Source organism: Candidatus Bathyarchaeota archaeon A05DMB-5 (assembly GCA_019685655.1).
In the GTDB taxonomy this organism is placed as follows: domain Archaea; phylum Thermoproteota; class Bathyarchaeia; order Bathyarchaeales; family Bathycorpusculaceae; genus DSLH01.
Genome location: JABFQP010000003.1, coordinates 111,640 through 132,568 on the forward strand (window position 1 = coordinate 111,640; position 20,929 = coordinate 132,568).

22 protein-coding genes and 1 tRNA gene are annotated in these 20,929 nt (G+C 42.5%); 10 read left to right on the forward strand and 13 right to left on the reverse strand.

Annotated elements, in window-relative coordinates; translation table 11 throughout:
- Nucleotides 1–19 precede the first annotated feature (19 nt).
- The 6 genes from HM003_04975 to HM003_05000 all read right to left on the reverse strand — a co-directional run bounded on the left by HM003_04975 (nt 20) and on the right by HM003_05000 (nt 4,699).
- On the reverse strand, nt 20–733 hold the full coding sequence (locus HM003_04975; GenBank protein ID MBX5328690.1) for a hypothetical protein: 714 nt from the start codon (nt 731–733) through the stop codon (nt 20–22).
- A gap of 86 nt (nt 734–819) precedes the next feature.
- Entirely contained in the window at nt 820–1,413 is a 594-nt protein-coding gene (locus HM003_04980; GenBank protein MBX5328691.1) for a GNAT family N-acetyltransferase, read from the reverse strand.
- Nucleotides 1,414–1,660: 247 nt separating this feature from the next.
- Complete coding sequence (locus tag HM003_04985) at nt 1,661–3,079, reverse strand: MATE family efflux transporter (protein MBX5328692.1); 1,419 nt, start codon at nt 3,077–3,079, stop codon at nt 1,661–1,663.
- A 160-nt stretch (nt 3,080–3,239) separates the two neighbouring features.
- Entirely contained in the window at nt 3,240–3,749 is a 510-nt protein-coding gene (locus HM003_04990; GenBank protein MBX5328693.1) for a hypothetical protein, read from the reverse strand.
- Nucleotides 3,746–4,216, reverse strand: a complete 471-nt coding sequence (locus HM003_04995) for a hypothetical protein (GenBank protein MBX5328694.1) — start codon at nt 4,214–4,216, stop codon at nt 3,746–3,748. Before HM003_04995 ends, HM003_04990 begins: the two co-directional genes overlap by 4 nt.
- A gap of 12 nt (nt 4,217–4,228) precedes the next feature.
- On the reverse strand, nt 4,229–4,699 hold the full coding sequence (locus tag HM003_05000) for a hypothetical protein (protein ID MBX5328695.1): 471 nt from the start codon (nt 4,697–4,699) through the stop codon (nt 4,229–4,231).
- 157 nt (nt 4,700–4,856) lie between these two features.
- Here HM003_05000 and HM003_05005 point away from each other — a divergent pair, with 157 nt between their 5' ends.
- A complete protein-coding gene (locus HM003_05005; GenBank protein MBX5328696.1) occupies nt 4,857–5,486 on the forward strand; it encodes a zinc-ribbon domain-containing protein in 630 nt (209 codons plus the stop codon).
- 9 nt (nt 5,487–5,495) lie between these two features.
- On the opposite strand, the gene gatE is transcribed toward HM003_05005, so the two are convergent.
- From gatE to HM003_05020, 3 genes are all read right to left on the reverse strand, one after another.
- Nucleotides 5,496–7,397 (reverse strand): Glu-tRNA(Gln) amidotransferase subunit GatE, encoded by a 1,902-nt coding sequence (gene gatE, locus HM003_05010; GenBank protein ID MBX5328697.1) that lies wholly within the window; start codon nt 7,395–7,397, stop codon nt 5,496–5,498.
- Between the two features lie 14 nt (nt 7,398–7,411).
- Nucleotides 7,412–8,752, reverse strand: coding sequence for a Glu-tRNA(Gln) amidotransferase subunit GatD (gatD, locus tag HM003_05015; protein MBX5328698.1), 1,341 nt, complete (start codon nt 8,750–8,752; stop codon nt 7,412–7,414).
- A 98-nt stretch (nt 8,753–8,850) separates the two neighbouring features.
- The gene (locus tag HM003_05020; GenBank protein ID MBX5328699.1) at nt 8,851–9,048 is read right to left on the reverse strand and encodes a hypothetical protein; all 198 of its coding nucleotides are present in this window, start codon (nt 9,046–9,048) and stop codon (nt 8,851–8,853) included.
- Nucleotides 9,049–9,529: 481 nt separating this feature from the next.
- Between HM003_05020 and HM003_05025 the strand changes: the two genes are divergently transcribed.
- The gene (locus HM003_05025) at nt 9,530–9,976 is read left to right on the forward strand and encodes an EVE domain-containing protein (protein MBX5328700.1); all 447 of its coding nucleotides are present in this window, start codon (nt 9,530–9,532) and stop codon (nt 9,974–9,976) included.
- A 38-nt stretch (nt 9,977–10,014) separates the two neighbouring features.
- Here the strand turns inward: HM003_05025 and HM003_05030 are convergent, their stop codons facing one another.
- The 4 genes from HM003_05030 to HM003_05045 all read right to left on the reverse strand — a co-directional run bounded on the left by HM003_05030 (nt 10,015) and on the right by HM003_05045 (nt 14,048).
- Nucleotides 10,015–10,359, reverse strand: a complete 345-nt coding sequence (locus HM003_05030; protein MBX5328701.1) for a hypothetical protein — start codon at nt 10,357–10,359, stop codon at nt 10,015–10,017.
- A 148-nt stretch (nt 10,360–10,507) separates the two neighbouring features.
- Entirely contained in the window at nt 10,508–12,127 is a 1,620-nt protein-coding gene (locus HM003_05035; GenBank protein MBX5328702.1) for a tRNA uridine(34) 5-carboxymethylaminomethyl modification radical SAM/GNAT enzyme Elp3, read from the reverse strand.
- A gap of 21 nt (nt 12,128–12,148) precedes the next feature.
- Nucleotides 12,149–13,684 carry an amidohydrolase gene (locus HM003_05040; GenBank protein MBX5328703.1) on the reverse strand — a complete coding sequence of 512 codons (1,536 nt, stop codon included), beginning with the start codon at nt 13,682–13,684 and terminating at the stop codon, nt 12,149–12,151.
- A 202-nt stretch (nt 13,685–13,886) separates the two neighbouring features.
- Nucleotides 13,887–14,048 carry a 30S ribosomal protein S30e gene (locus tag HM003_05045; GenBank protein MBX5328704.1) on the reverse strand — a complete coding sequence of 54 codons (162 nt, stop codon included), beginning with the start codon at nt 14,046–14,048 and terminating at the stop codon, nt 13,887–13,889.
- Between the two features lie 71 nt (nt 14,049–14,119).
- Between HM003_05045 and HM003_05050 the strand changes: the two genes are divergently transcribed.
- From HM003_05050 to HM003_05085, 8 genes are all read left to right on the forward strand, one after another.
- Nucleotides 14,120–14,204, forward strand: a tRNA-Leu gene (locus HM003_05050).
- 309 nt (nt 14,205–14,513) lie between these two features.
- Entirely contained in the window at nt 14,514–16,283 is a 1,770-nt protein-coding gene (locus HM003_05055) for a hypothetical protein (GenBank protein MBX5328705.1), read from the forward strand.
- Nucleotides 16,284–16,298: 15 nt separating this feature from the next.
- Nucleotides 16,299–16,688 (forward strand): hypothetical protein, encoded by a 390-nt coding sequence (locus tag HM003_05060; protein ID MBX5328706.1) that lies wholly within the window; start codon nt 16,299–16,301, stop codon nt 16,686–16,688.
- Between the two features lie 42 nt (nt 16,689–16,730).
- Nucleotides 16,731–16,970 (forward strand): hypothetical protein, encoded by a 240-nt coding sequence (locus HM003_05065; GenBank protein ID MBX5328707.1) that lies wholly within the window; start codon nt 16,731–16,733, stop codon nt 16,968–16,970.
- A 233-nt stretch (nt 16,971–17,203) separates the two neighbouring features.
- Complete coding sequence (locus HM003_05070) at nt 17,204–17,731, forward strand: HNH endonuclease (protein MBX5328708.1); 528 nt, start codon at nt 17,204–17,206, stop codon at nt 17,729–17,731.
- Between the two features lie 368 nt (nt 17,732–18,099).
- Complete coding sequence (locus tag HM003_05075) at nt 18,100–19,503, forward strand: rhodanese-like domain-containing protein (GenBank protein MBX5328709.1); 1,404 nt, start codon at nt 18,100–18,102, stop codon at nt 19,501–19,503.
- Between the two features lie 47 nt (nt 19,504–19,550).
- Complete coding sequence (locus tag HM003_05080) at nt 19,551–20,063, forward strand: hypothetical protein (protein ID MBX5328710.1); 513 nt, start codon at nt 19,551–19,553, stop codon at nt 20,061–20,063.
- On the forward strand, nt 20,029–20,274 hold the full coding sequence (locus HM003_05085) for a hypothetical protein (GenBank protein ID MBX5328711.1): 246 nt from the start codon (nt 20,029–20,031) through the stop codon (nt 20,272–20,274). Before HM003_05080 ends, HM003_05085 begins: the two co-directional genes overlap by 35 nt.
- Nucleotides 20,275–20,929 lie beyond the last annotated feature (655 nt).

The window sequence follows — 20,929 nt, forward strand, 5'->3', positions numbered from 1 at the left end:
TGTAGCCATAAGCATATAATTATTGCATGTCAAGAGTTGCTCTGCTTCGCATGTCTTTTGTCAAATGCTTCAATGAATCTACTAATGCGGGTAGTTGGGTTAAGAAGTCTTGCAGTTGAAGAACAGGAATTATCGGCACGCCATCATAAAACTTAAACCTGCCCGGAACAAGCAGCAAGACTGCTGGAACAAATTTGATCCTTTCCCATGAGACACATTCAATTTTGACGAAGGGATTTGGCAAAGATTCGGCGAAGATGAATGCTCTTTCTACTTGTTCTTCAACAATTTTCCTCAACACTGAAGGATAAACTCCATGATGCCAATGTTTACAGTCCAAGCACACTGCAATTGGCTTTTTGCATCCCACTACGTCTATTTCCCATCGGCGCCCAGCATATTTAAACCTCACATTTCTATAGACGCCGTAGCCGTTACGTTCAAACGCAAGAGCAGCTATATCTTCAAATTCTTTCCAATGAAGGAAACTGCTTACGTTCTCCACGTCAGCTCCTAATTGTAAGGCATACACAGCCAATTTAACGCGTTGCAGGCTGTCTGCTTCCACAACGCTTTTCTGCAAATAAACGCATCCATCATTTTGCAGTTTTCGAAGCAACTTTTCAACAATCTGCAGAGGCAGTTTTGCATCTTTTTTAACTAGTTCTAATGAAACTGCACCTTCTCTGGTCAATTTCAGAAGGGAAATTATCAGATTTCCTTCAATATTCACTGGAAGAACCACCGAAATTAATGTAAAAATGTAAAGAATAGCACGTTTTTGAGAATTGCTTAAAAGTCTTTCTATACGAGAACACGTTATTTCTCCGCGATAAAGTATCGCATGATTGGACGATTTTCAGAACGCCGCAGAACCTCAACAAATCCTGCCTTTCGAAAAGAGGAAACCAAACCAGTATACGCAAAAGGATCCGGCATTCTTCCCTTTTTAGGCTCAACAGGATATCCTTCCACAATCTTACCGCCTTGCCTACGCACATGCGCAACCGCAGCTTTTAGCAACTGCACAGTAAGTCCTTTACCCCTAAATGGCTTAGCAACAAAAAAGCAAACAACAGACCAAACAGGCTTATCATCAACCCGCTTCAGAACACGAGACCTTTCCAGAGCCGGATAGGCTTCTCTTGGAGCAACCGCACACCACCCAATCGGTTCGCCATTCGCATAAGCAAGAATTCCCGAGGCTTCACCAGAATCCACTATTTCTTTCAAGGCTTTTCTGTTTAATTCTCCCTTTTGACGCATAAAATCAGACCGCTTCAGCTTCCACCACATGCACCAGCAACCGCCACAAGCACCTCGTTCGCCGAACAATTTTTCAAGGTCAACCCATCGTTCAGGCGTTAACGGGTAAAACTCTACGTTTGAAATCTCTGAACGCTTTAATGACATACCATCACCACTTTCCTTAACCTCTTAACCTTTCTAAACCTTTTCGGACACGACTCTTAACAGTCCAACGCAACAGTTACTTACTAAACAAGATTAATGAAAAAGCAACTATTACACTTTCCACTTTAATTAAGGCAGTCAAGCCAAGTTTCAACCTATTTATAAGGGGGACTATAGCTTCTGTACAGCACAAAAAAGAAGATAGTGAACATCGCCCTTTACTTGCGATAATAATTGACCGCCGAAATCACGTATTTTCCGACAAACGGTCTTTATCAACCACAGCCTCAGCCCAATTTCCATACCTTATCCAAAGAATAGAAACAACCCCTCCCACAACATTGCTAACCGCGAAAGCCAACCAAACCCCCAAAGAAGCCATTCCCAAAGTAAAGGCTAAAACATAACCTAAAGCCAACCGTATTCCCCAAAGCCTCGACACGCCAACAACCGTCGGAAATAACGTGTGCCCCGACCCTCTCCCAGTAGACATGGCATTTGCAAACAAACCGAAAAACGGAAGCGTCGGCAGCAACATCTGCATGAACAGTTCAGTCTCATTCACTATGTTCGGGTCATCTGCAAACACGTCAACTACAGCTCTTCTAATCGGATAAACAATGCTAGCTACTAACACCATAAGAGCAAATATCAAAAGAGCCGCTTTAAACGCAACCTCCCTAGCCCTTCTGCGGTCTCCCGCTCCCAAACTTTGCCCTATCATTATAGCTGGCGCACCACTCAACCCCCACAACGCAGCATCCACAATGTCCATTATCACAAACCCTATGGAAAAAGCAGTAGCCGCAAAAATGCCTAACATGTTAACAAGCCTAAGTTGCATAAGGAAAGCAAAGCCATTCGTCAAACCAAGCGTCAGAATCGGCAAACCTATACGCAAAAATAGACGAACCCATTCAGCATCTATCTCTCTAGTAAGCCTTATCTTAAGCTCAGGATAATCCCTCCTAAGCAAATAAGTCAAGGCACTTATCGAAATTATCTTCCCCAAAACATCAGTAAGAGCTGCGCCCATAACTCCCAAACGAGGAAAAGGCCCAATACCCAATACAAAGAACGGATCTAAGATAACGTTGATGCCCACAGATATTAAATTCACTATGGCTGGACGCTTAGTGTCTCCGACGCTTTGAAGTAACGTTGTATATGTTAACGCTATATAATTGAAAAACACGTCGAAAGCTATCACGCCAGAGTAGTTCATGACATCCTCAAATATTTCAGACGGAGTAGACACAATCCATGTGAAAATTAAGCTTCTAAGAGTTAAAAGTGAAAGACTTAACATGGTTCCAGCGAGAAAGGCCACGGTAAAGAAACGTGACGCTTCCAAACTAGCCTTTTTGTAGGCTTTGCCCCCAATATATTGTGATACCATGCTTAAACAAGCAGTTGTTAAAGCCATCACAAGCGCTTGAAAAAGCATTAAAACAGGCCACATTTGTCTAGGAACCGCCACCGTAATTTCGCTGTAACAGCTTAGCCAGTAAGCGTCTGCTACGTTGTAAGTCACGACTACAAGCTGATTTACAAGAGGAGGCAAGCCCAACCAAAGAATTGTGCGAATAACTGGTCCGCTGACAATTTTATCTCTGTATTTGCTTATTTCAGGCGATTCTGCTGGTCCTTCAAAGTCATCGGACATAGACCTTTTTGAATGTGGAACTAATCATAAAAGGTTTTTCTTACAGTCACTCATCAAATATGTTGCCATTTACATGAAAACTATTGGCGATTCCAAAAACAAAGTTGCAACCATTAAGCGAAACCAAAAAATTACAAAATAAAACTCCTCGAAAACAAATTCAACCACTAATTTTCGCCTTAATCTTTGGAATAAACTCCTTCTGCATTTGCACTACACCAAAAGTCGTAATCTTATACTTGTCATCCGCAGTCTTCATAACCATATCGCCTTTAACAAGCTCACCAAGCCTTGTGCTCACAATCTTCCCACTCTTCCCAAGCTTAGCTTGCAACTCTTCCTTAGAAACACAATCACTCTGCAATAAACCTAAACCATAACCCACATTAGCAGCCAAAAGCCACAACAACAAAGTCTCATTATCCGTAAGCCTATCCTTAGTCACAAGCAAACTCGCACCTTCCTTGGAAAAACCAATCAAACCCTCACACGCCTTAACAAGCCCTTGCAAATCCACACTCAAAACAAGCCGCTTCGCAACGTCAAAAGAAGGCAAAAACTCACTAAAAAACCTGTTCAAACTTAACCAAACATCTTCAACGTTGCCTGAAAAAGTCTTCTCTACATCGCCATAACGCACATGAACTGTAATCTGCCTAACTCCACTCACGTCATCTTACCTCGAAGCCTAGCCAAAACCTCATCCTCAACCCAACGCTCGCCCTGCACAGTCAACTTAAACTCAGGCTTACTTGGGTCTGGCTTAAACACTTGCCCACGCTTAGTCATCTCATTCAACCTTGCAGGAACCATACATTTTATTCCACTCGACTCCAAAAGTTTCTGAATCTGCGCTGCAGTGTTCTTCTTCTCTTCAGAAGCATACAAAGTCAACCCAATAGCCTTGTAATGCGTAAGATTCTCACGAGCAATAATCACAGGACCCTCTGTAGTAAACTCCACCACACCCTTCAACTGAACACCCGAAGGAACAAGCCTGTTCGAAACAAAATCCGACACTTTCTCCACAAAATCCTGTGGAAAACTCTCCAACAAACCCAAAACTTCTTGCGCATTTTCGCCTTCAATTACAATCTCGCCGAAAGGCGTCTTAATTCGGGCTTCAACCTTTCTCACGCTGCCCACCTCCTAACCCAAAGTCTCCTTCTCAGCTAAAATATAAACGTGACCAGCATCAGTCTTCCACCGTCTAACCCTACCTTGCTTAACAAGTCCCATGAGAACTCCTGCTAAGACTCGCCCAGAAAAATCTAACTCATTAGCTTTTAACGCCTCTCTTAACTCATCCATAGTTCTTGGTCGCCATTTTCCCCAATCAGTTTCAAGAACTCGTAAAATGGCTTCGCCGCAATTGTCTGTGCGCATAATTTTTGGGTATTTCTGTGCTGGAGCTCCTGCCTCTTCTTTAGGCGTTTCCTTCTTAATCGTAAGCGTCGCCACCGTTTTAGGCTTAACTGCTTCAAAGGCTCGCTGTATGTTTACTATTAAACTCGGCAAATCCTCAACTGTTTTCAAAACTTCTTCGCGTGTTCCGTTAATTTCTACTTCATACTCTCCAATTTTCACGCGAAAACCAAAACATTCACGTTTTTCTTCCATTTTCTCCCTCACCATTCAAATGCAAATGTCATACGGATACTTAAATGGCATACTCCTTTTAGAACTTACGATTGTCGATATATGTCGGTTTCAGAAATAGCGTATTAAATATTAAGATGCACTATACTACATGTTGAACCCAAACCGGGGAATCTACGTGGCAAAAAAAGGAATACTCGTGTGGCTCTTCAGCACCTTAACCTTCCTATCTCTAATCCATCTAACCGAAGCAATTTACGCTTTAGCCTTCAACGGCCAAATTAGACTTCTAACATTGTATCCATTCATAAACGAAAGACTACAAGCCATAACGCCAATGGCATATTTTCTCGTAAGCGCAGTTACAACGTTCATCTTTTGGGGAATCACATGTGCAGTAGCCTTCGAAAACCCTGTTGAAGCCTTCTTGAATAAGATACTTTCAGACGCCAAAACACAAACTGCTGTTGAAGCTCAATTGCTAGAAGAAAAAAGCGAAATACTTGACATGATAAACGAGACAATAGAGTTAAACAGTCAAAACTTGGCGCAGGTCAAGGACATTATTTACAACGTTAGGACTGAGGTGAAAGAGCTTCAGCCGCTCAAAGAAAATGTGGAGAAGATAAGAGCTGAACTGAGCAGTTTGAAGAAGGAGATTAAGAAAATCGAGGAAAAAGTGCAGTTTCCGAACATTTGTCCCGTTTGTGGAAAGCCGTTGCTTCCTGAATTCAAAATATGTCCTTACTGTGGCGAACCAGTGAAGGTGCCATCAACGCCTGTTATTGCGCTTAAGGATTACAAGTAGCTATGTAAACTATTTCGCTGCGGTCTTCAGTTTCTCCTTTAGCAGTTTACTTGCTTGGGCTGCGTCGATTTTGCCACGTAAATTCTTCATGATTATGCCCATGAGAATGCCAAAACTGCCTTCGCCTCGTTCTCTAATCAATTTTTCATTTTCCGCAATTATCTTGTCGATTGTGGCGTTTAGTTCTTTTTCGGAGATTGTTTCCAAGCCAAGAGCGCTGATTGCTTTTTGTAGGCTTTCGTTTTCGTGTTTTGAGAGCCAAACGAACACGTCTTGTACTGCTTCTTTTGTTAATGTGCCTGTGGCTACGTTTTTGAAGATTTCTCTTATTTGTGTGTCTGAAACTTTGTCTGTTTCTATGCCTTCGCGTTTTAGGGCTTTCAGTGTTTCTGTGAGGAATGCTGCGACTGTTGTGGGTGAAATGTTGCTTTCTGTTATGATTGTTTCGAATAATTGGCTGTATTCTGAGTCCATGATTTGTTTGGCTAATTTTTGGTTGAGTTTGTATTCCTTCGTTAGGCGTTGGAGTTTTTGTTCTGGAAGTTCTGGCAATTGTGTATTAATTTTTTTTATGTAGTCTTGGGTTATTTGTGTTGGTGGTATGTCTGTTTCTGGGTACATTCTTGCTGCGCCTGGTCTGGGACGCATGTAGCGTGATGTCCCATCGGGGTTTACATTGCGGGTTTCTTCCGGCACGCCTTTTATGGCTTCTTTTGCTCTTTCTATGACTGCTTTTAGGGCGTCTTTGGCGTTTTCTGGTGTGTCTGCGACGAATACAATTGCGTCGTCGTTTTCTGCTTTGACGGCTTTTTTTAATGCTTCGACTTCTTGGGTTGTTATGCCGTAGGCGGGTAGTTCGTCAGTGTGGAATATTCCGCCGACTCTTCCCCAGAATCTTGCTCTGTCTGCCATTTCTGTTCCTAAGCGTAAGTTGGGCGCTAGTTCTTGTTTGAGTAGGTTTTTGAATTTTGGGAGTTTTACCGCTAGGACTTGGTGTTTTTTGTCTAGGGCTTTGCGGATTACTTTGCATTGGGTTTGTTGGAATATGTTGGTTACGTTGTGGATTTCTTCTTTTAGTTGTGTTTCTTTGATTCCTTTTTTTTGGAGTTGTTGGCTTATTTTTATGAGGTTTAGTTGGCGTTGGATTTCGTATTCTATGACTTGTGGTAGTAGTTCGAGTTCTTGGACTCCTTTGATTTCTATGAGTGCGCCGTTTGTGATTGATATGTTTAGGTCTTGGCGGATTGTTCCTAAGCCTCTTTTGGCTTTTCCTGTGGCTCTTAGTATTTTTCCTATTGTGAGCGCGATTTCTTCTGCTTCTTTTGGTGTGTTTATGACTGGTGCGGTTGCGATTTCGATTAGTGGTATGCCTAGGCGGTCTATGCGGTAGTGTAGTGTGTTGTTTTCTCGTCCCATTATTCTTGCTGCGTCTTCTTCTAGGCTTATGTGTTGGATTGGGACGGTTTTTTCTCCAACTTTGATTTCGCCGTTTAGGGCGGTTACGCATGTTCTTTGGAAGCCTGTTGTGTTTGAGCCGTCTATGACTGTTTTGCGCATTACGTGGATTTCGTCGACTGGTTTGGCTTTCATCATTAACGCGACTGTTAGGGCTGTTTCGACTGCTTCCATGTTTATTGGGTGTGGTGGTTCTTCGTCCATTTCTACGAGGCATGATGTTGCGCGGTTTGCTTCATATTGGATTTTTACGCCTTTTTGGAATTCGAAGTATGCGGCGGGGTCTACTTGTCCTAGTTCGCTTTGGGTTGGGCGTAGTCTGCGTATGAATGTGATTTCTGGTTGTTCTTTGAAGAGTTCTGGTTTGCATTGGCAGAACAGTTTTGCGGATGTGTCGAGTTGCTGGTGGATTTCTAAGCCTACTTTCAAACCGATTTTCTCGTAGTCGATTTCCATATGTTGTTGCCTCCTTACTCTTCGCCTATTTTCTCTGGGATTGTTCGTGGTGAAAATTCGCCTGCTATGTTTGTTTTTAGTAGTTTTTTGGCTTCTTCTAGGTTTTGGGTTTGTCCGAAAATCCACATTAGCTTGACGAGGGCTGTTTCTGGAAGCATGTCTTCTAATGGAATCACGCCTAAAGCGAGTAGGTCGCGTCCTGAGTCGTAGACGTTCATGTTTACGCGTCCCCAGATGCATTGGGAAGTCATGGCAACCATGACATCGTGTTTTACAGCGTCTTTTATGGCGTTGAAGCAGTATTTTCCAACATGTCCTAAGCCTGTTCCTTCAAGAATTATTCCTTTGTATTCGTTATCCACATAATAATTGATTAAGGCGGGGTTCATTCCTGGATAAAATTTGATTAGTGCGACTTTTTCGTTGAATTTTGGTTTTAGAATTAATTTTTTTGTTGGGTCGCGTTTTTGGTAATTTTCTGTTAGCATGGTTATTTTTTGGTCTTGTACGCGTGCTAGTGGCGTGGCGTTGATTGTTTTGAAGGTGTCTCTTCTGCTTGTGTGGCATTTTCTGACTTTTGTTCCTTTGTGGAGTATTATTGTGGTGTCTGATGTTGTTTCGTGCATGGCTATTGCGACTTCGGCGAATGGAGCTTTTGCGGCTGCGGTTACTGCGCCTATTAGGTTTGTTGCTGCGTCTGAGCTTGGGCGGTCTGCTGAGCGTTGTGAGCCTACGAGGATTACGGGTACGGGTAGGTTTTGCAAGGCGAAGCTTAGGGCTGCGGCTGTGTAGCCCATTGTGTCTGTTCCGTGTGCGATTACGACGCCCTCTACGCCAGCGGAGATTTGTTTGGCGGTGGCTTCTGCGGTTTCTGTCCAATGGGCGGGTGTGATGTTTTCGCTGAATAGGCTGAATAGTATGTGTGCGTCTATTCGTGCTATGTTGGCTAGTTCTGGGACTACGCTGTATAGGTCGCTTGCTGTTAGTGCTGGGCGTACGGCGCCTGTTCTGTAGTCCACTCGGCTGGCGATTGTTCCGCCAGTGCTGATTATGACGACTTTGGGCAGTTGGGGATTTTGTTCTGGCGGCTCTGGTGGGGTGAATGTGGGTTTTGCACCTTTGCCTATCCGTTCTATTTTTGTGTCAGGTGTTATACGGACGCCAATGTTGTAGCCGCTTTTCAATTTTATAACTACGTGTTTTTCGTCTCCATATTCAGAACGCGGGATAAGTATGCCTTCGTAGACTTCTCCGTTTTTTGTTATACGTACTAAATCGCCTATCTGGACTTCAGCCCTTTTAATAACCTCTAAAGCCTTACCCCTATACCCTGAAAATTTCTGTTCTCCACCCATTTTTAGTTCTCCAATGGTTCATTTAGAAGAGATGAGGGATTGTGGTCTTTAACTTTATCGTAGGTAATTGGTCTGCTAGCTTTTTGGATTTGGTTTAATTAAATAAACAGTGTTATGTGTTCTCTGGTTGCCTTACGTAGTTTATCCACCACACCAAGTATATGTTGAAATTGCTCTTCTTCCTCTTTACTTTCAAACCCCTTTTCACTCCATGTACGAAGGTCTTCGACAAGATAATTAAGCAAGTATGAGAGCTCCTTTTTTCTAAATTCTACCCTTATTGCTCTCTTATTCATTTTGAATCACATTTCAACATTTATAGAGAGCAGACTTAAATTTTTGCCATTCAATCTTTAAAATATGTAACACGCTCTTAAGTAAGTGCTTCTGGTATTTTGTTTAGGGTTTCCTTTCCCAGCTTGGTTATTTCATAAAGCCTTCCGCGTCTACTCCTTGGGGTTAAACACTTAACTAAATTTTTCTGTTCAAGTTCTCGGATTGCTCGTGTAACATGTTCGATACGAATATTCGTCTGTTTCGAAATAACGCTGGGGGTCTTTGGATCATCTAGTAGACATGTTGCTATTTTTCTGCGATAAGAGCTCGCAATGAGGAAACTAACTTCTTCCCACGCCAAGAATGTGTAACCTTATTTCTCAAATGTCATCTTAAGAAATTAATTCTTAATGGCCAGATGGTTACCATCACGCTGTTAACTGGTAAATTCTTGGTCATAAATTAGTTGAATCTTTCCACATAGATTAAGCAAAGATTGAAATGCGATGTTGGCTTTGTGTAACAAGTCCTGAAAATTGGGAAAAGTCAAAGAACACAGGCTCTGGGGGTCTTGAAGACCGTTATGAGATAACTGTGAAAAAACTCACATTAGGCGATGTTTTCGTATTTTATGTTAAGCAACCTGTTGGAGCAATCACTGGAGTTTACATAGTGTCCTCTAAATGGTATTATAATGAGAAACCCGTAGGATGGTCTAAAATATTCCCCTATAGAGTCAGAATAACCCCTTTATTGGTTCCGCCAACTCCGATTAAGTTGGATGACAAACGGGTCGAAGAACTACTATTTTTCACAGACAAGTCTAGGGATGCTCGAAGAAGCTTTTTTCTGGCATCAATGTTTCCGATTCCTGATGATGACTGTCGAACTATAATAGCGTGGTTGGAAGAGGAAATATCAAAACAGAAGGTTTTAACTGGCTCATAACACTTCTATGCAAGGAAAATACGGACTTTGAACAATTGTTAGAATGAATTGTCTCCAAAGACATTATAGGTGCGCACTATTGTTTTTCGTGCAGAAGGTGATTCAGCTTGTTGGTCAAGAAAGGCTGTTAATAGTAGAAATCTTGTTAATTTTTCTTTGTCTGAGAGTAATTCCTTTGGTAAGTTATTAATTATATGAGAAAGTTCCAAAGGCTGAAGAACCTTTCCAACATGTTCTAAAATCTTAATCATCTGTATTTTCTCAGAAACCGATGCCTCTTTCCCTACATGTGACTTGGTCAAGTCCACCACATCGTTATCTATTAGTTCTGTGAGAACCATAATTATGACTTGCGATTGATGAAGTTTTAATTTGCACATCATTTACTTCTCTCTAAGAAATGCAGCAAATTGTTGATTAACAAACGAAAATTCAAACATGCAACGAATCCGCTAGTCAAATCTCGTTTCAACCTATTTATAAGGGGGGCTATAGCTTCTGTAAGCGCAAAAGATAGTCAAATCTTCTCAGTTAACTTAGCCTTTTTGACATGTATGCTCCGTCATACGTATAACCAAACCGCATGTAATACCGCTTCGTGCCCAAAGCGCTGATAACCAAAATCTTCCCAAAACCATACTCTTCCCTCACTATGCGCTCAGCTTCACCCAACAATATACCTCCATAACCCTTATGCTGCCAAGCTTTTGCTAAGTGTTTGCCAACCGGCACTAATGGTCCATAAACATGCAACTCCCGCACAATAGCGCAAGGTTCTGCCTTTATTTCCGGTCTATGCGCTTTCGCCGAAGGAACACGCAACCGCAAATACCCAACCAAAACATCATTCACCCTATCCTCCGCTGAAATGAAAATTTCCTCGCCCTCAGACGCAGCATACTTCGTAGTAAAAACACCCACATTCTCCGAGTCTGGCTTAACACCATCAACCAGCAATCTATGCCCAACCTCCCTACAACGAATACAATCACACCTTATGCCTCGCTCCTTAAGCTTCTCCAGAACCAACTGACGCAAATTACTACGCTTAACACCAGCAACAATCAAACCAGCAGGAATATCACGCTGAACACGCATAACACGAACCCAACGCGGAACAAACTTCTTAACCTCAACAATAAATTCAGCCGCTTCCTCACTCGAATAAGGCTTATACTCACCCCTCACAAACCACTCATACGCCTTAGTACCCTTCAAAACCAAACACGGATAAATCTTAACCATATCAGGCTTAAAGGCTGGTTCAACAAAAACCCTCCTAAAAACCTCCAAATCCTTCTCCCAATCTGAACCCGGCATTCCAGGCATCAAATGATACGCTACTTTCAAACCAGCATCCTTCATTATCCGCGTAGCATCCACAACATCCCCAACCGTATGCGTTCTACCAACCAAACGATAAACACTATCATCCGGATTTTGCACGCCCAACTCCACACGCGTCACACCCATGCCAAGCATGTTATCCACATGCGCTTCCTTAGCCCAATCAGGACGCGTCTCCACAGTTATGCCAACATTACGAACCCTACTTGTCTCCGCATTTCTTTTCGCTTCTTCAAGATTCGCAGACTCCTTCTCCGTAACCGCATCCAAACACCGCCGCACAAACCACTCCTGATAATCTAAAGGCATAGCAGGAAAAGTCCCACCCATCACAATCAACTCAACCTTATCCACAACATGCCCAATCGCCCGCAACTGCTCAATACGGCTTTTAACCTGCAAAAACGGGTCAAACCCACTCTGCAAACCACGCATCGCAGCAGGCTCAAACCCCGTATAGCTCTGCGGAACACCAAAAACTGGACCACCAGGACAATAAGCACAAGGTTGCGGTTGCGGACACGCATAAGGCTTCGTCATAACAGCCACAACCGTCACGCCAGAAATAGTTCGCGTAGCTTTTCTCCGCAAAACCGGCAACAACTTACCCTTCTCTTCAGGCTTGAGCAAACGAATAATTTCAGAATTCGACGGCACCCTATCAAGCTGATACTTCGCAGCAACCTGCATCTTAACCCTATTAACATCACTGCTCGTAGGCTTTGAAATCCGCATTAAAGCATCAACAAGTTCCCTTAAGGCTTTACCCGCACTCAAACCCGCAACAACCAAACTAAAATGCATAAAAGAAGCAAATAAACCACACTAAACACGCAGTTGCTTTCGCGCATAAACCACTTTTCCAGCAACAATCACCATTTCCACCGCAACATTCCTAATCTTGTCAGGCGAAACTTCAAACAAATCATCCGACAAAACAACCAAATCCGCAAACTTTCCAACCGCAATCAACCCTCGCTTATCCTCGTCAAAAGAAGCAAAAGCCGCATTTACTGTATAAGCCCTCAACGCTTCTTCTACACTAAGCTTTTCCTCTGGAAAACTCTTCCTCGCAACAGCAGCCCAAACCCCCAACAACGGACTAATAGGCTCAACAGGACAATCCGAACCAGCAACAACAACCAACCCTTCCTTCACCAAAGTCTTAAACGGGTAAACCCAACGTGCTCTGGCATTGCCAACACGGTCAACAACCCAAAAGTCTGAAACAACAAAATGCGGCTGCACAGATGCTACTAAACCTAAACGTTTCATGCGCCTAATCAGTTGTGGATTAAGAACCGAACAATGCTCAATCCTATGCCTATGATTCACACGCGGAAAAACACGCAAAGCCTTTCCATAAGCCTTCAAAACCGCTTCCACAGCGCAATCGCCTATAGCGTGAACAGCCAACTGCAAACCAGCCTTATGCCCTTTCAAAACAAGCCTGTTAAGTTTCCTCTGCGAATAAAGCATAATACCACACGTTTCAGGCTTATCAGCATAAGGCTGCTTCAAAGCCGCAGTCCGTGCACCCAAAGAACCATCAGCGAAGAGCTTTACAAATCCTACTTTAATCATGTCATTCCCAAAACCTGAGAGCAAGCCTAAACTGATTAATTCGTCTAAAAGATTCAGTGGAAAGCCTAAATAAACTCTTAAAGGCAGTTTTCCTTCAGCATAAAGCTTTTGTATTATGCGCATTTCTTCGGCAGAATTCAGAAGCCAATGAACACCGGTAAGTCCAGCTTCAACAGCTCTTTCACACGCCATAACGCATGCTTCTTCAAGCTCTTTTCGAGTTGGTTTAGGAATGCATTTCCAGACAAGTTCCATCGCGCTTTCTCGCAAAATTCCATTAGGCTCTCCATTGGCTCTGTCCAAGTCTATTTTTCCACCTTCAACAACAATTTCCTTAGTTATCCCCGCCAACTGCAAAGCTTTAGTGTTAGCAACCGCTATGTGACCGCAAACGCGTGTTAGAAAGACAGGCTTGTCTGCAACTGCAGCGTCTAAATCCCAGCGTGTTGGAAGGCGTTTTTCAGCGAATTTTTCTTGGTCCCATCTGCCACCCAAAATCCAGCTTTTCTCAGAGTTTTCACATGCGTAATCTCGGAGTTTCTGTTGTATCGCTTTTATGGATTGTACATTGCGAAGGTCTAAAGTTTGCGGGAACTGCCCGAAGCTTGTCATGTGCACGTGGCAGTCAACGAGCCCAGGAATGACTGTCTTGTTTTTTGCGTTGATTACTTCTGTTTTGTTGCCTATGTATCTGCGAATTTCCTTGTTTGAACCTACTGCGACAATTTTTTCGTTATGAATGGCTACTGCTTCTGCACGTGGCTGTTTCTGGTTCAACGTTATAACTTTAGCGTTTAAAATTGCAAGTGTAGCTTTCAACATGCGTCAAAGTATGTTTGGAAGAGAAAATAAAAGTTTATTTTTTCGCTAACGAGAATTATTTGCCTATTTTTGTGCTGTGCTGAGGCTATAGCCCCCCTTATAAATAGGTTGAAACTTGTGTTCTAAAGGCTCATTGGAATAGGGGTTTAATTGTTGTCTAAACCCAGTTTTGTCCAGGCTTTCTCTGTAAAACCAGTCTTTTCTCATAATTACGCTTATTTCTAAAGCGTGGGCTGGGGCTTTTCTTCGGTGTAGGCTGAATCTTTGGAGTTTGAGACCTAACTTTTCCAGCTTTTGAAAGCGAACCGTGCGTAGGCATTCGAACTTCACCGTTCCTAGCAAAAGCTTACAGTAACTCTTAAACCTTTTCGTATAACATTTCATTTGAAGGCGGGGGTCGCCGAGCATGGCCAAAGGCGTAGGCTTCAGGAGCCTATCCCGTAGGGGTTCGTGGGTTCAAATCCCATCCCCCGCACTTTTCGACGAATTCTCCTAACTTTTCAATAACGCTTTTGAAAGTTGGTCACATTTAGGAAAATTATTGTTCTTCAAATCATCGCTAACAGAATATAAGACTTGTTTATTTTGGAGTCTCATGGTTATTCTTATCCATAAATATGGCATTGGAAATTAACAAGTTTAGAAGAAGGTATTTTAGATTGTCTTCTTGCTTACGCAGGAAATTGCGAGGAATAATCAGAATCGCGAATAAATAATTATGTTTCATAAATCTTTTAGGTTTTATTCGCCAAAGTAGACGAAAAAACACGTGTGATGATCGGATATGACAAAAACGAGTCTTTCAAGTATTGTTGCTATAAACCTTCTGATTGTGCTAGGTCTATTCAGCGTTTCCAGTTTAAATCTTGGCTATGGAGCTTCGGAAAATGTTAATGCTAATCCGCAGCTGGTTTATTGGCCACCTACTGAAGTATGGACTTGGCTTGATCAGCTTTTTATTTACTGCCCACGTGTTGATGCACACAGCATTGCATGGGGTCCGTCTGGAGAATCTCTCTTAATTTACGGTGGTGGAAGTCTTCTTTCTGTTAATACAAGCAGTGGGCAACTAATCAACAAGCTATCAAATTTCCATATTGACGGCGCGACATACTTTAACCGTTTTGCCATCTCCACGGACGAATCAAAAATATTCTTTGTAAATTTCAGCGTGCCGCACAGTGGCGTATTCTCGGTTAATTTAGATGGTTCCGGCTTAACTCAAATTGCAGAAGTTAACAGCAGCTCTTCATGTTCACCTGCAGCCATTGACTTGTCGCGGGACGGGGCATTCTTAGTTTACTCAGAATACTTTATCAACTACACTCAACCAGCCCCATATCATAGCAACATTTGGAAAGTTGATTTAGGTAGTATGGAAAAATCCTTAGTTGTTCGGTTATCTGAAAACGATAGCGGCAGTGCTATGATTACTAGTGTAAGGGTTTCGCCTGCCAACGATAAGCTTGCTTTTACAACATGTAGAGACGTTTACATTGTTAATTTAGATGGCGCGGATTTGACCAAAGTTACCAGCGTTGCAGATAACACCATTGCTGCGTGGATCGACTGGTCTCACAACGGGACTATGCTTATGTTTTCTGAGCTTAATGGGCAAAGTGGCGAATTTGCACCAGAAACGCGGTGGTTGTACGAGTGGGGCAGTAACATCGCAGTTGTGGATGTGGATGGTGGCAACAAGCATGTAATTTACAATGTTGGCTATGCAGGCATGTGGTCACCAATAGATGATTCTTTAATCGCATTTATAAATCTGAAAGCTCACGCTCCATACCTTTTGAGACTGGGTAAGCCAATAGATGCTGCACCGGACAGTGATGGAGATGGATTAGACGATTATACAGAGATTAGTTCCACCTTCCTTAATCCAGGTGATCCGACAGACCTCTACGAAGACTATGATAATGACGGTTTAACAAATTTAGAAGAGATTAATTTATTAACAGCGATGAATCTGCCCGACACTGATCATGATGGACTCAGCGATGGCGTTGAAGTTAAGGTTTTCAGAACGGACCCGTTGAAGGCGGATACGGATGGTGACGGTGTCAGCGACGGTCTTGAGGCTGCGGCAACTGGTTTAAGCGCCTTCGTCTCTGTTCTTCCTGAAGGTTGGATTCGCATGCAGCTTGAATGGTCAAATAAAACCATGTATGTAACGACAAACTCTTCTGTTCTCGGAGTGGTCTTCAACTCTACCAGCATGGCTTTAAGCATTTCCGTAGGCGGCCCAGATGGGACAACGGGCATAGCCAACATAACCATACCAATAGAAATGGTGAGTTCACTTTCAGCCGTTAAGGTAACATTGGACAACCACCCCATAGACTTCCAGATAAACAAGATAGGCAACAACGCCCAAATCTACGTGGAATATCACCATAGCTTCCACGAGTTGACGGCACATCTGCAAGGCGGCGGCATGGGAGGCGTAGACTTAACAGACCTTATGAGCTACTGGTGGCTAATACTGTCCGTTGCCATTGTGGCCATAGCAGCTGTAATAGCAGTAATCATCGTTAAACACAGATGATAAGGAGAGGGGCAAATGCGGAGAGTCGCTGTATTTGTAGCAACCACTATACTGACCTTACTTTGCACAGCTTTTGTTTATGCAGAAGCGCAAGTTGGCATTAAAATAGGCGAATGGGTAAGGTGTGACTATACTGGCAACGGTGCCCCTCCCGGAGATGTACCACAATGGGTCCAAGTAGAATGCCTATCTGTTACAGTAACGACTGCGACTCTTAGAGTGATCAGTCACATGAGCAGCGGAACAGAACAAAACGAAATTGTGACGCTTGATGTCGTTAGTGGCACGGGAAACTCAACTTTCCAGATGCTTATACCAGCAAACTCAAAGACTGGAGACACAATCAAAATAGTTGGATATGGCGACTTAACTATTGCCGGAGAAACTACAGGAACATACGCCTGAGTAAGCAGAACGGTAGTTTATGCAAGTTTCTCGCAGAACGATATGCAATTTAGTTATCGCTGGGATAAGCAAACCGGAGTCCTCCTTGAAATCACCCTAACACAAGGCTCAACATCGGCAACTTTCAAAGCTACCAGCACAAATATTTGGCAAGCATCATCGTCAAGCCCGCTAACGCTTCCAAGCCTACCAATAGAAATGCTCTCCATCAGCGTCTCAGTGGTAGCAGCAATAGTCATAGTAGCAACAGCAGTAATCTTCACTAAACATAAAAGAAGCTAAAACTCGATAAACTTGGAAAAACTTAAAATTCTCAATTCCCTTCGGCAGAATTTCTTAGACGACATAACCTGCCATTTAGAACTTGGAGTGTGTCTTCCTAAATCCTTTGTTTGGTCTGCAAAAATTCCGAGAATTTAAACCGATGTTTAAACCTAACCTATGACCTCCATTAGTCGCTGTTAACCGAATACTTTAGGGGCAATTTTTTTAAGCTTTAGTTTGGAGTTTTAATTGTGAGAGAATTGTGGGATGAAGAAGAAAGAAGACCCACGCCGACGAAAACCTTGAAAAAAATAGTTTATGAGAGAGATAAGGGCAGATGTCGCATCTGTGGGGCGAAGGTTGACCCTTTCAATTTTGAAATTGGTCATGATAGGGCTCATTCAAAGGGTGGAAAATTGACTTTAAAGAACGCCATCCTGCTCTGCCCTACCTGTAACAGGTCAATGCAAACACTTTCATTGAAGCAAGTTAGAAAAAAGCTTGGCTTGCCTGAAACGCCGGAAGATAGAAGCAAGAAACTTTTGCAAAAGCTGAGTTTACGTGAACTTAAGTATCTCGCACAAAAACACAGAATTAAAGTTAAAGGTAGAGTTTCTGAAGATTGGTTTAGCAAGACCAAATTGCCCCCATCCAAGCGCCAATATGTTAACGTTCTGGCTAAGGAACTCAATGAAGCACAAATTAAACGTGAAATCAGGAACCTTCCAAAAACAGAACGCAAAAAGAAAAGAAAGAAAAGCGACACTTGGTTTTTCTAGGCGATTATCCGCTCGCTCTAAAAACAGCGAAGATTAATTATATTGGAATAAAAAAGAGTTTTACATTAGTTGGCCACCAATGTTCTCTTAGTTGTTGTTAACGGAAAACAGTAATTATTAAAAAGGATAAAAACAGAAAAAAGAGGGATTTGCGGGTGATTTCTCCAAGCTGTGGGGAGTGCAAATCCCACCCCCCGCACCAAGTCTTACTTGAGGATTTAAGACTGTCAACGTCAGAAATGAGAATCGTTACTAAGGGTTAAAGTATCATTTAAGAGGAGTGTTCATACATTAGAACAAATTATGGCATTTTTCGTTTATTGAAAAGTTTATCTGTAAAAAAACTAAAATAGACTTTGAGGGAATAAATGAAAGCAAACTGTCATTTAGCTTTCATCACTCGCAAAGTAGTTTCTTGCGTCCTTCTCATTGCTATGTTCTTGACTGCTTTCAATGTAGCACCCGCCTTCGCTCAGTCCGAGGGTTCAACCGTTCAAAGTTATGAAAACATAAGTGTAAACACAGCTCACAGCATGATAATGAACAGTGCATTCCTAAACCTCGTTATCTTGGATGTTCGATGTCAATGCGAATATGACATAGGGCACTTATACGGCGCAATTCTGGTACCCTATGATCAGCTTGAGGCGAGGATTGGTGAGCTTGAGGAATACCGAAACCACGAAATAATAATTTATTGCAGGTCAGGGTACAGAAGTCAAATAGCCTGCGAAATTCTCGCCGAGTATAACTTCACAGAAGTATACAACATGGTTGGCGGCATCATTGCCTGGATAGAGGCTGGCTACCCAATCTGGACAACATCGCATTATGTCACGGTAAACTTTGTGGACGACGAAATTCTGTTGAAGATAGAACCTTTGCTTGTCCGTCTTTCATCTTGCGCTTCATGTGCACAGAATCAGACGTATCCAAGCTGTAGCAATCCTTTGAACATAACGTCTACTGTGTTAGAGCAGAGAGAAAATTTCACAAAAATCTTAGTGACGTATGAAGTTAACGGTACCGAACGTAATATCACTATTGCTGAAACCATGCTATGGAGTTATAAGGAATCTTCAGATGAAGCTAACAGAACAGTCACCTTTATTTTCACCGAGTTCACTGTAGATGATTCATCCATGCAATTCTATAGTCTGGACTATCTGGTCAATAGTGTTAATTACAATTTGACAACCCACACCACACTCTTAATCGTCAACACAGAAAGCTATAACGGCTCATTCACGTTCATTAACTATGCCCCAATAGAAAATTCCGAAGTCAAAACGCTGGAATTCGTCGAGATAAATTCTTCATTGACACTGTCTCAATTATATGCAGTGTTGGGCAAAGCAGCCAAAGAAATAGGAAAAGTCTACGAGAAAAGCGAAGATGCCAGCGTAATGCCTCTCGCTCAAGCCTACTCCAGAATGAATGAAGAAGCCAAACATCTCTCTAAACTGGTGGAGAAGCAACTCCTACAATACAACCATAAAATTCTCCATAGCTCAGCAATAATAATGGACATGCTGACTCCTGGGGAAGATGGAGGCGGAGCCGGTCCACCTCCACCGCCAGCTGGGGGATGTGGTATAGCATGCTGCTTGGTTTGTGAAATTCTTTGTAATGCTTTCCTTGGTGAAGTTTGCATTCTTGTATGCATCTTTACTGCAGGCTTTGCCTGTTGGATTTGTGATTTTCTGGCGACGTATCCGGAACTTGGAGGCATAGGTTGCGACCTCTTTTGTCAATACATTGGATGGTGCTGACAACGCTTTTAACAGTCTTCAAGCAAGCATAAACATGAGGGACTAATATGAGCGAAGATGAGCATGGAAGGCTTGGAAAGCCTAAGTGGTGGAGACGCTTCTGGATTGAAGCAGCTATGGGGTCTGTGGTGTGTGTTATACTTTTTACTTTATACTTCTCAAATTACATCAACTCGTATGTATTCCAACGTGGTATAACTTTAATTTTCTCCATCTTCTGTTCTTATGCATTTGCATACATTGCAATAAAAGTACTCTCGGAAAAAGACCCATTAAAGCGATATAAAATAGTGTTCGTTTGGGGCGGAGTAACGACATCCATCGGTATCATTTTCTTGGTAAGCATTATACTGCGGATTTTGAATTTACCTCCGCTACCTCAACTTCTTGACATGTGGACAGTAATCACCCTCACTGCCGTCATAGCCCCTACCATCGGTGGGCTTCTTGGATACTGTCTTGGAAAGAGAAGAAATTTCCGACTGCCATTTAAGAAAAACCTGAAACCTCATGAGGGCGAAAAGGTTGCAGAAACTCCGGTGGTGGAAGAGAACCGCTAAGAGTTTCTGGGTTCTTTTCTTTGTGCTACCCTATTTCGTAATATTGATAATTTTGGGCGTGTTAGCCGCTACGGGATTTGCGGAAACACACTTTTTCTTTGAATACATGATAGTTACAGCCTCACTGATAGCCTTCGCTTATTACATTCGGACCACTTCCTCGCTTGGGCTTTGGAGAGCAATCTGGATAATGGTAGGCGTAAGTGTTTAGTTAGGTTTCCTATCTTCCTGATTCTAAACTTCCTTTTGATAAGGACTCTAAGCCCAGTTACTGGCTTTCTGATACCTTTCTCCATCACCATGGCAACAGCGGTTCTATTAGGAGTTTTTGTTGGAGACCGAATAGGCAAGAGACGCAATTATAGATCAATCATATGGAAAACTACCGAATGGTGGGCGGGGATGTTAAAGACTTGGTTTTCCGTCTTGACATACTACTCTGATGCAACACAACAGGGAACAAGTTTGATGCGATGGTTTAACCACGTACATCATTTTCTCAGCATCGCTTGACAGTTTTAAATGACAGTGTAAACCTAATCCCCCGCACTTACCAATGCGCGCATAAATTTTGCTGTTAGAAAAGTGAACTATCGTTTAGAATTTAGCTGATGCTTTGCTAAGTCAGAAATTATGGCTAACGTAGAGCATCATTTTCATTTCTTTGACTGTCAAGTAATTAACTCTCTTGAAAGAGGTTCAACCCAAAATGTTTTCTTGTCAACTATAAAATAAAATCTTGCGGCTAGTTTCTATATGCGCCAAAAACGTGGAATATAAAAACACGCATGTAAACCCAAGCATTACGTTTATTTTAGTTTTTGCGTGGTGTATCCATAAATCTTAAAGCTCATGTGAACGATGTA